Here is a 14816-nt window from a genome sequence, read left to right as displayed (position 1 = left end):
CGGTACGATGATATTCTTTGCCAGTGAGCGAAGATCCTTCCCGCGCGTTCGCGCCCTTTGCGGCCCTTGAGAAGGGCCCCGATGATCCCGATACGGGGCGGATGTGTGCCCGCTCGGGATGCGTCAACCGGCTCGAACCCACCGGCCGCCGCAGTGGCCGCCCGGCCCTGTACTGCGGGGACGCCTGCCGCGCCGCCGCGCACCGCGCCCGCACCGCCACCCACACCCCGGTGGTCGCCGAGGCGCTACGCCGGACCGGTGCGCTGAGCGGCGACCTGCTCAGCGCGGGCGAGCAGTGGAGCGCCCAGCTGACCGCCTTCACCGAGGCGCTGAGCGCCGCGACCGCCGGTGCGCTCACCCAGATCGACGCCGCCGAACAGGCCGCCGAAGAGGCCCGCGCCGCCGCTGCGGCCGCCGAACAGCGCACCACCGACGCCCAGCACAAGGCCCAGGCCGCGATCACCGCAGGTGAGAAGGCCATCCAGCAGGCCGTCGCGGCACAGCAACGCGCCGAGGACTCCGAACGCGCGGCCTGGCGTGCGGCCGGCGAGCACGAATCCGAACGTGCCCGCGCCCAGCAGGCCGCCACCGCAGCCGTCGAACGCGCTGCGGCCGCTGAGCGCGCCACCCGGCGCATCACCTCCGAACGCGACGCCCTGCAAGGCGTCCTGGACGCCGAACGCCGCCAGGCCAAGGCCGCGGCCGACGACCACGACCGGCAGATCGCCACCCTGCAAACCACGCTGGCCGACCGCACCGTCGATCTCGATCAGGCCCGCATCGACCTGAAAGCCGCAGGTAGCCGTACCGAGCGTGCCGAGACCGACCGGCAGAAGGCACACCAGGACGCTGAGGTGGCCCGCGCCGAGACCGGCCGAGTCCGCGAGGAACTCACCGCGCACATCACCCGGCTGAAGGAGAAGCTCGCCACCGAACGCGAGGATCTGCGGCAAACCCGAGTTCACCGCGATGAAGCACGAACCGCGACCGCAGTGGCCGACGCCCGCCTGGAGGCCTTGCAGCAGGCGCTGGAGCGAGCCGAACACCGCGCCCAGGCCGCCGAGCAGCGCGAAGAGGTCGCCCAGCAGACAATCAGCCGTCTCCTCGCCCTTCAACCAGTCCCGGAGACCGCGTCGACTGAGGGCTCGGGCGGCACCGCGCCTCGTGAGGACTTCCCTGAGCGCCCCTGAGACGCGCATGCCCATGCGCCGCAGCGGTCAGCGACGCCGGAAAACGCCTCTCTCAACGCCATCTCCCGCCCCCGTTCAGGGTGCAGGCATCGAACCGGCCGGGCGAAGAGACTGAGCGCTGAACCCAGAGCAGACGATCGTGGAGAGGGACCGTTGTCGCCAACACGGTCGGCTACTGGCGCGACAGCGCCATACGCAAAGTCGATCTTTGATCCGTCCCCGAAACGAGAGGAAACCACCGAAGGCGTGCTACTGACATCTCGATGACAACAGCACTGACATCCCATGGCAAAACCACAGGTCAGGCTGCTGATGAGGGCTGTCGGTACGTGGCGAGGTGACACGACTCGTCAGTCGGGCGTGGCCGAAAAGCAGCGCCGGAGCACACCAAAGCCCCCTCAGCAGGCCGCATGGGACGCTGCTCATGGAGGGGAGAACGCGGTGTGCACACAGCTGCAGGCTCACGTCAAAGCGATGGGCTTGCCGGAGAACAGGGTTCTAGCTGGGAAAACTACCTTCGTCCCGGGATCTTCGCCGGGCGGATCAGGCGAGGCTTAGTGATCTTGCTGACACGAAGTGGCAAATCCACTGACATCAACTGGCATTACGCCAGGACAACTTCATGGCAGTTTGCAGCACACCCCGCGAAGAGATGACATCCAACCTTAACTTGCGGGAATTTACATTCCCGGTAGTTACCTTCACGCGGAGGAGACGCAACGGATCTCATTTATTGATTTTGAATTTCTGGAAAATCAAAGATGCTACGCTGAGAGCATGCGAGAGTCGGGCGCGGTGACGCCGTGTAAACACTGCGGGACACCGATCGAACAGAAGCCCGGGCGGGGGCGGCCAAGGGCGTACTGCGCCCAGGGGGACTGCCAGGCGGTGGCCAAGCGCGAACGCGAGATGCGGCGGGCGACGCCGGGGCTCGAGGGAGCGCTGGCCAGAGCCGAAGAGTTCTACGAGCGCATGGAGAAGGGAATGATCGCGGCGATAGCGCCGCTGGCGCAGGTGCTGTCCGAAGAGCTGAGCCCCGCGGGAGTGGAGGCCAAGGTGAGCGCGGTACAGGCCGAGGCGCACACCCGGGTGGCGATCGCGCGCACCGAGCGGGAGCAGGCCTTCGAACAGGTACGGCTGGCACGCGAGGCCTCCGAGCACGCCCGGCGCGAGCGGGATGCGATGACGCTTCAGGTGGAGGAGGCCAATGCCGAACGTGACATCGCGCTGGCCGACGCCGAGACCGCCAGGGAGCAGGCACTGGCCGCCCTGCACGAGGCGGCCAGCACCGAACGCCGGGCCAGGCAGGCAGAACAGGAGGCCACCCGCAGGGCACAGCGGGCCGAGGCGGCCAGGGACGCGGCGCTACGGGAGATGGCCGAGCGGGTGGAGGCCGCCGAGAACGAGGCCCGCCGGGCCGGAGCGCAGGCCGTACAGGATCGACAGCTTGCCGAGCAGGCGCACGCGGAGCGAGAACGGGCACTGGAGGAGAGCAGGATCGCCCAGGACGCCAGGGGCGTCGCCGAACGTGCCGTCGCCGCGGCCTCGGCGCGGGCCGAGGCCGCGGAGGCCGAGCGGGACCGAGCACTGGCACGTGCCGACGCCGCGGCGACGGCACGTGCCCAGGCTCTGGCCGAAGCAGCCGAGGCACGGACGCGGGTGGAACGGGCGGAAAACCAGGCGGCCGAACTGGAGAAGCGGACGGTACGCCGGCTGGCCAAGGCCGAGGAACGCGCCGCCGAGAAAATCGCCGAGGCACAGGATCGCGCGGCGGCGAAAACCACCGAGGCGCTCGCCGAGCGAGACGACACGCGCATGCGACTGGCCATGGAGCAGATGCGCCTGTCAGATCTACGTGAGCAACTGGAGACTCTGCGCGCCGAGACCGTCCTGCTCAGGGAACGCGCGATCACCGCGGAGTTGCGAGCACGGGATGGAGGATGAGGGCCAGACGCCTGAGACGTGATCGTCCGGACTCCTGTATCGGGGTGCCGGTAGGGAACGTGTCATGAGCCCCAGTGCCCCACGAAGCGCTGATTTGTCCGTGCGGAGATGAAAGACCACCGCTGCTCTGCCGTCGTGGTGGCAGAGCAGATTCTGCCGGCCAGGCACCTGGAAAAGGACATCCACAAGCGGCTGTTCGGCCCCAACGGGTCCCGGCTGCCGATCGTGATGGACGGAGGAACTGGTCAACCCGGCGCGAACACCCGCGATCACGCGGTACCGCTACCGGGGCGGCACGATCCCCACCCCCTGGACGAACGCCTGATGAACAACCCACGGCAAGAACTGTGCAGAGCCCGGTAAGTGGCAACACCGGTATCGCGCTCCAGGCCGGCTCAACCGCTCAGTTCTCCCCGCCGGGAGTGACGAGGCCGCTCTCGTAGGCCAGCGCCACCGCCTGGGCCCGGCTGCCGAGGTTGAGTTTGGCCATGGCCCGGTTGAGATGGGTTTTGACGGTGGCCTCGCTGACATTCAGGCGGGTGGCGATCTCGAGGTTGGGCAGGGCGTGGCCCACCAGCTTGAGGACTTCGGCCTCGCGGGCGGTCAGGACATCCAGCGCTGATGCGGTCCTGCGGCCGGTGGGGTCCGGCCGATGGGTGTAGGCCTGGACCTGTCGCCGGAGGCGATGGTGTGGATGGCGGCGATGAGCCGTTCGGGCGGGGTGTCCTTCAGCAGGAATCCCGAAGCGCCCGCGCGTAGCGCGTCGTAGACGTACTCGTCGAGGTCGAAAGTGGTCAGGATGACCACGCGGGGCGGCTGGTCACGGTGGGCGGACAGGATGCGTTCGGTTGCCGTGACGCCGTTCATGCCAGGCATCCTGACGTCCATGAGGATCACATCGGGCCGCTTGGCGACCGCCTGGGCGATGGCTTCCTGGCCGCTCGCGGCCTCGCCCACGACGTCGAGGCCGGGGGCGGCGCGGATCAGCGCGGCCAGGCCGGCACGGATGAGGACCTGGTCGTCGACGACGAGTACGTTGATCATCGGTTCGGTTCGCCGGGTGGGGTGAGGGGCAGGGTGACCACGACCTCGAATCCTCCTGACGGCTGCGAACCGGCCTTGGCTGTTCCCTTGTAGAGCTTGACGCGTTCCCTCATGCCGATCAAGCCGTGGCCGTCTCCCTGAGGGTCGGGCGGGGCTGCGCGTCCGTCGTCGCTGACGCGCAGCTCCAGGTCGGCGCCATAGTGAAGTGAGACTTGCGCCGTTGCGGGGCCGGCGTGTTTGAGCACATTGGTCAGGCATTCCTGAAGGATCCGGTAAGCGCACAGGTCGATTCCGGGCGGCAGGGGGCGTACGGCACCGGTGATCGACGTCTCCACCGGGACGCCGGCGGAGCGTACCCGCTCCACGAGGTGGTGGAGCCGGTCCAGGCCGGGTGCCGGATCATAGCTGCCATCGCCGTCGTCGGTGTCGTCGGTGTCGTCGGTGTCGATCCGCAGGACCGCCAGGAGCCGCCGCATCTCTGCCATGACCTCGCTGCCGGTGTCGGCGATGGTGGCGAGCGCCCCGCGTGCGGTGGCCGGGTCGGAGCCGAAGACGTAGCGGGCGAGTCCGGCCTGGATCACGATGACCGACATGTGGTGGGCGACCACGTCGTGCAGTTCGCGGGCGATGCGCACGCGCTCCTCGGTGACGGCGCGCCGCGCCTTGTCCTCCTGGTCGCGCCGTAGTTGCTCGGTGAGCCGGGCGAGTTGTTTGTTGCGCTCGCGCAGCACCCAGGTCCGGTTGCCGAACAGCCACACGACGGCCACGAACAGGCTGACCTGGACGACGTTCGGCCAGGCGAAGTCGTCCGGTCCGAGGAACGCCGCGTGCCACCAGGCGGCCGCCACGGCGAGCGCGCAGGGAACGGAAACGGCCGGGAGCCGCCGGCTGGCGACGGTGTAGAGGGCCAGCAGTTGCGCCGCCTCATTCAGCCGGACGTCGTAGCCGAGTAGGTGGAAGACGATCCCGGTGACGCAGGCGATGGCGAGCACGGTGAGCGGGGCACGCCGCCGCCAGGCCAGGACGAGGTTGGCCACCAGCGTCAGCCCCATGCCTGCGGCGTCCCAGGGGCGCTGCGCGTGACCGGGCGCCGTCGCGTCCTCTGACAGCAGGAGGCCGAACAGAACGGAGACGCCGGCGACCATCACGCCGAGGATCAGGTCGGCGGCGAAGGGGTTCATCGCGGCAATCCGCCGGAGCGACGACAGCATCTTCGCGCGCATCCGCGCATGCTAACCGCCGGGGGAGGTGTCCCTCATCGCCTGAGCGGCCGGTCCGCCGCTGCAACCGCGGCGGTAGGGCGGGGAGCCTGCTACAGCGGAGGTTTACCTCTCCGGCGCGGTCGTACCGCGGATGGCGCAGCAATCTTTATCCGGGAGTTTGACGCCGTGATGACCGCTTTTTTCTATAAATGGTGCCGGTTCAAGTCGCCGGCACATAAGTACGGGACGTGGTCGGTCCTGCGCTGCGGTGGAACCGATGAGTAGCCCGCGCAAGCACACCTAGCCGCATTCCTGGAGGCTCGATGCGCCGCCGCACCTCCCGCAGCATCCTCAGCCGTGTCCGCGCCGCGGTCGTGTCGCTGGCAGTCGCACTGGTCGTGTCGCTGCCGGCCTGCTGTTTGGCCGCCGTCGCCGTCCCGTCCGGTGGACCCTCGGCGCAGGCGGCGACGGGAGATCCTCCCGCGCGCAGTGAGCACGAGGCCCTGCAGCAGGCGCGCGGCAGCAAGCAGCGCGTCGAGGTGCTGCCGCTACGCACGGAGACCCGCCAGGTGTTCGCCAACCCCGATGGCTCGTTCACCTCGGAGACCGCGGCGCTGCCCGAGCGCGTACGGCGCGGCGACGGCTGGGCCGCCGTCGATTCGACCCTGGTCTTCGCCCCGGACGGAAGCGTGCGCACCGTGGCGACCCCGCTGGAGCTGACCTTCTCCGGTGGCGGGACCGCTCCGCTGGCCGCCATCGGCGAGGGCGGGCGTTCGGTCGCGATGACGTGGCCGGTAAGCCTGCCCAAGCCGGTGCTCGAAGGGGACACCGCGACCTACGGCGAGGTGCTGCCGGGCGTGGATTTGAAGGTGACCGCTTCGGTACTCGGCTTCTCCGAGGTGCTCGTGGTCAAGAGCCGGGAGGCCGCCGCCAACCCGGCGCTGGGCAAGCTCACCTTCGGCATGCGCGCGAACGGGTTGTCGGTGCGCGAGACTGCCGCCGGCGGCCTGAGCGCCGTCACCGAGTCTGGAACGGAGCTGTTCCACGCGCCGGCGCCGCGGATGTGGGACTCCTCAGGCGCGATGGCGGCTCCCGCCGCGCTGGAGGCCGGGCCGTCCCGCGAGGGCAGGCAGGCCGTGATGGGCGTGGACGTGGCCCGGGACCGCATCGCGATCATTCCGGACAAGAACCTGCTGACCTCCGCCGGCACGACGTACCCGGTCTACATCGACCCGCAGTGGTCGGGCTCGAAGCTGGCCTGGACGTACGTCGACAGGGCGTACCCGAACCAGGAGTACTGGAACTCCAGCCACATGCCGGAAGCCGGCAACTACGGTAGCGGCCTCAAGCGGTCGTTCTTCCGGATGGACTCCGACAACGTCAACGGCAAGCACATCCTCAAGGCCACCTTCCGCATCACCCAGGTCAAGTCCTGGGGCTGCACCTCCAGCCCGCAGGCCGTGCAGCTCTGGCTCACCGGCGGCATCTCCACCTCCACCAACTGGAACCATCAGCCGTCCTGGAGCGACCATCAGGACAGCGTCGCCTCCGACGCCGGTTACAGCTCCTCCTGCCCGGACAAGGGCATCGAGTTCAACGTCACCCGTGCGATCGTCAAGGCCGCCAAGAGCGGCTGGTCGAACACGACGTTCGGGCTGAGGGACTCCAACGACACCAGCAGCGGCGTGTGGGGGTGGAAGGGCTTCAGCAGCGCGCCGAAGCTCGTCATCGACTACAACACCCCGCCGGCGGCCCCCTCGGGGATCGGCACCTACCCGGCCACGCCCTGCGTCACCGGCGCCGCCCGCCCGGCGGTCAACGCCGGTGACACTGCCAACCCGCTCCAGCTCAAGGCCAAGATCTACGACCCGGACAAGGCCAACGACGGCGTACGGGCCGAGTTCGTCCTGCACCACTACAACACCGTCACCGGGGTGTGGGACGACGTCACCTCGACCATGCCCGGTGGCGGCAAGACCGCCTACAAGTACACCACCTCGGCCACCGACCATTCGGTCAAGCTGGCCGGACTGGTCACCGGCCACAGTTACGCCTACAAGGTCAAGGCCTACGACGGCACCGACTCCAGCGCCTGGAGCAAGTGGTGTGAGTTCACCGTGGACACCGTCGATCCGACCCCCCTGCCGAAGGTCAGCTCCCTGGACTACCTGCCGGACACCCCCGACGCCTGGCAGGGCAGCGTGGGCTGGGCCGGCGGCTTCACGCTGGCCCCCGGCGACGGCGAGAGCGACGTGGCGGCCTTTCGCTGGGCGCTCGACGACCCGGCGCTGGCCACCGCCGCCACCCAGATCGCGATCCCGGCAGGGCAGAGCTCCGTCAACGTGCGGCTCGCGCCCCGCCACGACTGGCTGAACGCCCTGTACGTCTACCCGGTGGACCGGGCGGGCAATGTCGGCAAGACCCCGGCCGTCTACAGCTTCTACGTCAACGCCGGGTTCGGACCCGAGGGGCACTGGCGGCTGGACGAGACGGCGGGCACCGCGGCGGCCGACTCCGGGGCGACGACACACCCCGCGACGCTGGCCGGCGGCGCCACCTGGGTCGGCGGCCGGGTCGCCGGCGCGCTGCGCCTGAACGGCACCACCGGCTACGCCAGCACCGACGGCCCGGTGGTGCACACCGACCGCAGCATGAGCGTCTCGGCCTGGGTGCTGCTGAACGACAAGACCAAGAACTCCACCGTGGTCAGCCAGAACGCCGTCCGAGGCTCGGGATTCCAGCTCTACTACTCCTCCGGCTACAGGCGGTGGATCTTCAGCAAGTTCGACGCCGATGTCGACGACAAGACCATCGTGCGGGCGATCGGCGACGCCGAACCGGTGACCGGCATCTGGACCCACCTGACGGGCGTGTGGGATGCCCCGGAGCGGCAGCTTCGCCTGTACGTCGACGGCATCCTGCAGGCCACGACGGGCGCCTTCCCGTACAAGCCCTGGGACGCGACCGGTCCGCTGCAACTCGGCCGGGTGCAGTCGCGCGGCACCTATATCGAGAACTTCGCCGGTGACATCGACGAGGTGAGGATCTGGAAGCGGGAGTTGTCGGACTATCCGCGCACGGTCAACGATCCCGCGCTGGGCAACGAGATCGCCGCCATGGCCAAGCAGCCGCCCATCCAGCGCGGCTGGTGGAAGTTCGAAGAGGGCACGGGCTCCACGGCGGTCAACTCCACCGACAGCCGCTGGCCCGCGGCTCTCGGCGGAGCCGCCACCTGGTCCGGTGACGGCTTCGACGGCGGCGGGGTGCTCAGCCTCAACGGTGCCACCGGCTACGCGGTCACCCCGTCGGCGCCGCTCCGCACCGACCACAGCTACGCGGTGACGGCGTGGGTGCGTCTGTCGGGCGACGACACCTGCGTGCTGCCCGGCCGCGCGATGACCGTCCTGGCCCAGGACGGAGCCACCTACAGCTCCTTCTACCTCGGCTACCGGCTCATCGCCGAGAACGGTGCCGCGGTGCCGCACTGGTCGTTCTCGACGAGTCCTAACGCCGCCGACGGGACCTTGACGCACGCCATCTCGGCCGAGCCCATCGACTGCTCGGCGTTCAACACCTGGACGCACCTGGCAGGCGTGTATGACGAGCAGGCCAAGCAGATCCGTCTTTATGTCAACGGCCAGCTCAACGACCAGCGTTCCGTGACCGGTGGATGGGCGGCAGGCGCACTGCAGATCGGCCGCGCCAAATACAAAAGCGCCGCTGTGGACTATTTCAGCGGTGACATCGACGACGTCCGCGCCTATACCGGCACCCTGACCGACCGTCAGGTCATCAACATCGCGGTGAACCTCCCCATCGACGGCTAGACCTCCGGGTCACCGACGCCCCCTACCCCCTCGGAGGAAAGCCGTGCTCGGTTCACGTCGAGGCTGGACCCGAATCGCCGGAGTCCTGGCCGTCGTGCTGCCCGCCACTCTCATCGGCCCGAACTCCGCCGCCCAGGCGGCCGACGACCCCCCGGCGTGGCACAAGGCCCAGGAACAGCATCCGGTTCCCGGTCACGCCGTCAAGGCACGAGGGCCCTTGACGGACCCGGGAGTTGCCTTCGACCTCAAGGACGCACCCGCCGTGACCTGGCCCCGGCCGAGTACGGCGATGGTGGGTCTCCCGGCGGCGGGCACACCGCCGGCCGCCACCGGACAGGCCGCGCCGTCCGCCACCCCCGGGGGCGACGCCGCCGGAACACGGGCAGGAGACTTGCCGGTCTGGCTGGCGCCCGCCACCCCCGCCGCCAAGGACAAGGACTCGGCGCGCATCGCTGCGGTACCGACTCCTCCCGCTGTCCAGGTGCGAGCGCTGGACGCGCGCACCGCCGACAGGTCCCGCATCACCGGGCTCGGCATCCAGCTCACCCCGCAGACCCCGCCCGCCGGTACGGCCCGCATGACGGTCGAGGTCGACTATTCGGGTTTCCGGTACGCCTACGGCGGCGACTGGGCCTCGCGCCTGCGCCTGGTCCAGTTGCCCGCGTGCGCGGCCACCACCCCCGACCTGCCCCAATGCCAGACCCGAGAACCGCTGCCCACCCGCAACAACGTCACGACCGGCCGCCTGTCCGCCGACGTCGGGTTCACCACCGCGACCACGATGACGCTGGCGGCCGAGGCGGCCCCGTCCGGCGCGGCAGGCTCGTACGAGGCGACGTCGCTGTCGCCCTCGGCGACCTGGAGCGCGAGCGCCCAGAGCGGCGCCTTCTCCTGGTCCTATCCGCTGCGCCTGCCGCCGCCCCCCGGCGGCCCGGCCCCCAACGTCGGGTTCGTCTACTCCTCCGGGAGCATCGACGGCCGGACGGTCGCGACCAACAATCAGGCGTCCTGGATCGGTGAGGGCTTCGACTACTGGCCTGGATTCGTCGAGCGCAGATACAAGGCCTGCTCCGACGACGGTGTGACGCCCAAACGCAACGACCAGTGCTGGGGCAACCACAACGCCACCCTGTCCATCAACGGCCAGGCCACCGAGCTGATCCTGGACGACGCCACCGGCACCTGGCAGCCGAAGAACGACGACGGCTCCAAGGTCGAGAGGCTCACGGGGGCCGACAACGGCGACAACGACGGCGAGTACTGGCGCGTCACCACCGCCGACGGCACGCAGTACCACTTCGGCCGCAACCGCCTACCGGGCTGGGCCGGCGGCAAGGCGGAGACGGACTCGGCCTGGACGGTCCCGGTGTTCGGTGACGACGACGGCGAGCCCTGCCACCAGAACTCCTTCTCCGACTCCTGGTGCCGGCAGGCGTGGCGGTGGAACCTCGACTACGTCGTCGACCCGCACGGCACCGTCAGCACCTTCTGGTACGGCAAGGAGAGCAACTACTACCGCCGCGACGTCACCCTCCTGACCGACGGTGTCCCCAACGGCGCCCCCACCTCCTACGACCGCGGCGGCTACCTCAAGCGCATCGACTACGGCCAGCGTTCCAACGCCGTCTTCTCCTCCTCGGCCCCGGCCCGCGTGGTCTTCGACGCCAAGGAGCGCTGCGTCCCGACCTCGTCCTTCGACTGCGCGGCCGACAAGTTCACCAAGGCCAACGCCAAGTACTGGCCGGACGTCCCCTATGACCAGAACTGCGACTCCGGCGACAAATGCCTCGACCGCTACTCGCCCACCTTCTGGACCCGCAAGCGGCTGGCCGCCGTCACCACGCAGGTGCTGTCCGGCGGCACGTACAAGGACGTCGACACCTGGACGCTGGACCAGCAGCTGCGCGCCCCCGGCGACGGCACGGCGGCGGCGCTGTGGCTGGCCGGGATCCGGCACACCGGCAAGGTCGGCGGCACGGCGTCGCTGCCGCCGGTGAGGTTCGCCGGCGTGCAGCGGCCCAACCGCGTCGACGCCCTGGAAGGACGGCCGCCGCTGACCAAGTGGCGCGTCTCGGCGATCGACAACGAGACCGGCGGCGCCCTGTCCATCACCTACTCCGGCGAGGACTGCACCGCCGGCAGCACCCCCGGCCTGGACTCCAACACCCGCCGCTGCTACCCGCAGTACTGGGCGCCGGAGGGCGCCACCTCGCCCAAGCTCGACTGGTTCCACAAGTACGTCGTCACCCAGGTCCAGCAGATCGACCGCACCGGCGGCGCCCCCGACGTGCTGGAGACCTACGACTACCTCGGTGGCGGCGCCTGGCACCATGACGACGATGACGGGCTGACCAAGGAGAAGTACAAGACCTGGTCGCAGTGGCGCGGCTACGGCAGGGTCCGGGTGCTGCGCGGCGCCCCGGGGGAGCAACGCTCCAAGGCCGAGTTCACCTACTTCCGCGGTATGGACGGTGACGAGCTGTCCGGCGGCGGCACCCGCGACGTCAAGGTCACCGACTCTACGGGTACGGCCGTGGACGACGCCGATCCGCTGCAGGGCCGCGTCCGCGAGGAGATCCGCTACGACGGCCCCTCCGGAGCCGCCCTGGCCGGCGTGATCAGCACCTACTGGACCAGGCAGACCGCCAAGCGAGTCCGCTCCTGGGCGACCACCACGGCACACATGGTCCGCCCCGACAAGGAACGCAACCGCACCGCGCTGACCTCCGGCGGCTGGCGGTACACCATGACCGACACCGACTACAACGCCGACGGCCTGCCCACCCAGGTCAACGACCTCGGCGACGAGGCCACCGCCGACGACGACCAGTGTGTCCGCACGACCTACGCCCGCGACGCCACCCGGTGGATGCTCTCCTACACCATCCGGGTGGAGACGGTCGCCAAGGCGTGCACCGCCACCCCCGACCGGCCCGCCGACGTGCTCTCCGACGTGCGCGAGTACTACGACGGCAAGGCGTTCGGCGCGGCGCCGTCCACGGGCGACGTCACCAGGACCGAGAAGATCGGCTCCTGGAACAGCGGCCCGCAGTACGTCACCATCTCCTCCGCCACCTTCGACGCCTATGGCCGGCCACCGTCACCGACACCGTGGGCACCACCTGGACCTACCACTACGACCTGCGCGGCCGCCTGATCCAGACCGACGATCCCGACAAGGGCACCTCGAAGCTCGCCTACGACGACAGGACCGACCTGCTCACCACCGTCACCGACGCGCGCGGCTTCAGCCTGTTCGTCAGCTACGACGCCCTGGACCGCAAGACCGCCGAGTACGCCGGCACCTCCGCCTCGGGCACCAAGCTCGCCGAGTGGACGTACGACAAACTCGCGGACGGCACCAACGTCAAGGGGCAGCCGACCGGCTCCACCCGCTACGTCAAGAACACCGCCACCGGCGCGATGGACGCCTACGCCACGACCGTGACCGGTTTCGACAACGCCTACCGGCCGACCGGCGCCCAGCTCGTCGTCCCGGCCGCCGAAGGCTCGCTGGCCGGGACGTACAGGACCACCACCGACTACAACCCCGACGGCACCGTGCACCGCACGGTCCTGCCCGCCGCCGGCGGCCTGCTCGGCGAGACCCTGCTGTACGACTACGACGAGCTCGGCAACCCGATCACGATGCGGGGCCTGACCAACTACGTCACCTCGACGACCTACTCCAAGCTCGGACAGGTCCTCGACCTGACGATGAGCACCGGCCTGAAGCGGGTCAAACAGACCAACTTCTACGAGGAGGGCACCAACCGGCTCACCCGCTCGGTGTTCGAGCGGGAAACGGCACCGATCTCCGTCGCCGACACCAACTACGCCTACGATCCTTCGGGCAACATCACCAAGATCGCCGATACGCCCTCCGGCCAGACGCCCGACGTGCAGTGCTTCCGCCAGGACTACCTGCGGCGCCTGACCGACGCCTGGACGACGACCACCGGCGACTGCGCCACCGCTCCTTCCCAGAACATCGTCGGCGGACCCGCGCCGTACTGGCAGTCCTTCGCCTACGACAACACCGGCAACCGCACCAAGGAGATCGACCACCAGGCGACCGGCGACATCACCAAGACCTACGCCTACGCCGGCCCCGGCAAGCCGCAACCGCACACGCTGACCTCCGTCGCCTACACCGGAGGCGCGCGTGACGGCCAGGTCCACGCCTACGCCTACGACCAGGCCGGCAACACCACCCGGCGCGGCCCCGGCCGCCTCCTGGAATGGGACGTCGAGGGCCACCTGGCCAGATCGACCGACCCCTCCGGCGTCAGCACCTACCTCTATGACGCCGACGGCGACCGGCTCATCCGCCGCGACCCCACCTCCACCACCCTCTATGTGGCAGGCATGGAGCTCCGGCTCGACGCCAAGACCGGCGCCAAGACCGCCACCCGCTACTACAGTTTCGCCGACCAGATCGTCGCCGCCCGCACCGGCAACGGCGTGACCTGGCTCGGTGACGACCACCAGGGCACCGTCACCATGGCCGTCGACGACACCGCCCCCCAGACGGCCACCCGCCGCCGGTTCACCCCGTTCGGGCAGCAGCGCGGCGCCGCGTCGGCCTCCTGGCCCGGCCAGAAGGGCTTCGTCGGCGGCGTCATCGACGAGTCCACCGCCCTGACCCACCTCGGCGCCCGCGAATACGACCCGGAAACCGGCCGTTTCATCTCCGTAGACCCCCTCTTCGACACCTCGGACCCGCAGGCTGGAACGGCTATGCGTACGCCGACAACAACCCCGTCACCAACGCGGACGCCGATGGCACCATGTGCTACAGGACTCCGGATGGGGTCGACTGCTTCAATGGCGACGGCGGGGACCGCCGCCCCAACAAAAACGGTCACGGATACACGGTCTATCCCCGCCACGGAAAGCCGGTGCGCTCCGGAGACAGCACCGGGTCACGGACGTTGTGCGATGTGTTCCCGACCTTGTGCATGCTCCCGCCGCCGGTCAAGTACCGGCCGAAGCCCAAGCACGAGACCAAGCTCCCCGTCATCCTCCAGCAACTGGGGCTGGGCCTCAATCCGGCGGGCAACCACGGCCTCACCGGAGCCTCTGGCTACGTCGCCATATGGCAGTCGATATTCAAAAGGCTCGGGATCGTGATCGTCGACAACGGGCACGTCAAGTACCTGCAAAAGCTCAACAAGTACTCGAAGAGGCCACCCACGAGAGGGAACGACAGAAAGCTCGCCAAGGCCGGCCGGAAGGCCGAGAGCGCCGAGAAGTGGGGCGGGCGGGCCGCCAAGGCCGGACGCTTCCTCGGCAAGGTCGGCGGAGCTCTGACCTTCGCCGACGGTTTCCGTAGCCAATGGGTCGACGACTCAGGTGACCATGGCCTGTCCACCTGGGAAAGGATCGCGCGTGGTTCCATTCGCGGAGGTGGGGCGGTTCTCGGCGGGTATATCGGCGGCTCGATCGGAGAAGGAGTCGGATTCGAGTTCGGAGGCCCGGTCGGCGCGGTCGGAGGCTCGGCCGTCGGTCAGTATGCGGGAGCCACACTCGGTGGATACCTTGCGGGCGCTGCACTCAGGAAGTGGTGGTGATCGACATGCCGGCGCCGCTCCGTAACGTGGGGGTCA

Annotated in this window: 9 protein-coding genes; 6 read left to right on the top strand and 3 right to left on the bottom strand. The window is 69.3% G+C overall.

Going from position 1 to position 14816, the window contains the following annotated elements; translation table 11 throughout:
* Positions 1-23: 23 nt before the first annotated feature.
* On the top strand, positions 24-1190 hold the full coding sequence (locus ACFQVD_RS08730) for a hypothetical protein (RefSeq protein ID WP_343971231.1): 1167 nt from the start codon (positions 24-26) through the stop codon (positions 1188-1190).
* 777 nt (positions 1191-1967) lie between these two features.
* Entirely contained in the window at positions 1968-3134 is a 1167-nt protein-coding gene (locus tag ACFQVD_RS08725; protein WP_343971234.1) for a hypothetical protein, read from the top strand.
* A 403-nt stretch (positions 3135-3537) separates the two neighbouring features.
* On the opposite strand, the gene ACFQVD_RS08720 is transcribed toward ACFQVD_RS08725, so the two are convergent.
* The 3 genes from ACFQVD_RS08720 to ACFQVD_RS08710 are packed head-to-tail and all read right to left on the bottom strand — an operon-like array spanning position 3538 to position 5401.
* The gene (locus tag ACFQVD_RS08720; RefSeq protein WP_386270806.1) at positions 3538-3708 is read right to left on the bottom strand and encodes a response regulator transcription factor; all 171 of its coding nucleotides are present in this window, start codon (positions 3706-3708) and stop codon (positions 3538-3540) included.
* Positions 3709-3737: 29 nt separating this feature from the next.
* Positions 3738-4178: a response regulator gene (locus tag ACFQVD_RS08715; protein ID WP_386270804.1), complete on the bottom strand. Its 441-nt coding sequence runs from the start codon at positions 4176-4178 to the stop codon at positions 3738-3740.
* Positions 4175-5401, bottom strand: a complete 1227-nt coding sequence (locus ACFQVD_RS08710) for a sensor histidine kinase (RefSeq protein WP_343971239.1) — start codon at positions 5399-5401, stop codon at positions 4175-4177. The genes ACFQVD_RS08715 and ACFQVD_RS08710 overlap by 4 nt, the downstream gene beginning before the upstream one ends.
* Positions 5402-5703: 302 nt before the next feature.
* On the opposite strand from ACFQVD_RS08710, the gene ACFQVD_RS08705 reads away from it, so the two are divergent.
* From ACFQVD_RS08705 to ACFQVD_RS08690, 4 genes are read left to right on the top strand one after another with little or no spacing between them, the layout of a single operon-like run.
* Positions 5704-9207, top strand: a complete 3504-nt coding sequence (locus tag ACFQVD_RS08705) for a LamG-like jellyroll fold domain-containing protein (protein ID WP_343971242.1) — start codon at positions 5704-5706, stop codon at positions 9205-9207.
* A 43-nt stretch (positions 9208-9250) separates the two neighbouring features.
* Positions 9251-12364, top strand: coding sequence for a hypothetical protein (locus ACFQVD_RS08700; protein WP_343971245.1), 3114 nt, complete (start codon positions 9251-9253; stop codon positions 12362-12364).
* Positions 12319-14340 (top strand): RHS repeat domain-containing protein, encoded by a 2022-nt coding sequence (locus ACFQVD_RS08695; RefSeq protein ID WP_343971248.1) that lies wholly within the window; start codon positions 12319-12321, stop codon positions 14338-14340. Before ACFQVD_RS08700 ends, ACFQVD_RS08695 begins: the two co-directional genes overlap by 46 nt.
* Positions 14337-14780, top strand: a complete 444-nt coding sequence (locus ACFQVD_RS08690; RefSeq protein WP_343971251.1) for a hypothetical protein — start codon at positions 14337-14339, stop codon at positions 14778-14780. The genes ACFQVD_RS08695 and ACFQVD_RS08690 overlap by 4 nt, the downstream gene beginning before the upstream one ends.
* The last annotated feature ends 36 nt before the right edge of the window (positions 14781-14816 follow it).

Origin of the sequence: Streptosporangium amethystogenes subsp. fukuiense (assembly GCF_042665875.1) — a bacterium.
Taxonomy (GTDB): domain Bacteria; phylum Actinomycetota; class Actinomycetes; order Streptosporangiales; family Streptosporangiaceae; genus Streptosporangium; species Streptosporangium fukuiense.
The sequence above is the reverse complement of the archived record's forward strand: the minus strand, read 5'-3'. Positions and strand labels throughout refer to the sequence as shown.

Excerpts from the sequence above, each read along its gene's own strand:
- ACFQVD_RS08705 (WP_343971242.1), top strand. The coding sequence starts at position 5,704 with ATGCGCCGCCGCACCTCCCGCAGCATCCTCAGCCGTGTCCGCGCCGCG.
- ACFQVD_RS08725 (WP_343971234.1), top strand. The coding sequence starts at position 1,968 with ATGCGAGAGTCGGGCGCGGTGACGCCGTGTAAACACTGCGGGACACCG.
- ACFQVD_RS08715 (WP_386270804.1), bottom strand. The coding sequence starts at position 4,178 with ATGATCAACGTACTCGTCGTCGACGACCAGGTCCTCATCCGTGCCGGC.
- ACFQVD_RS08710 (WP_343971239.1), bottom strand. The coding sequence starts at position 5,401 with ATGCGCGCGAAGATGCTGTCGTCGCTCCGGCGGATTGCCGCGATGAAC.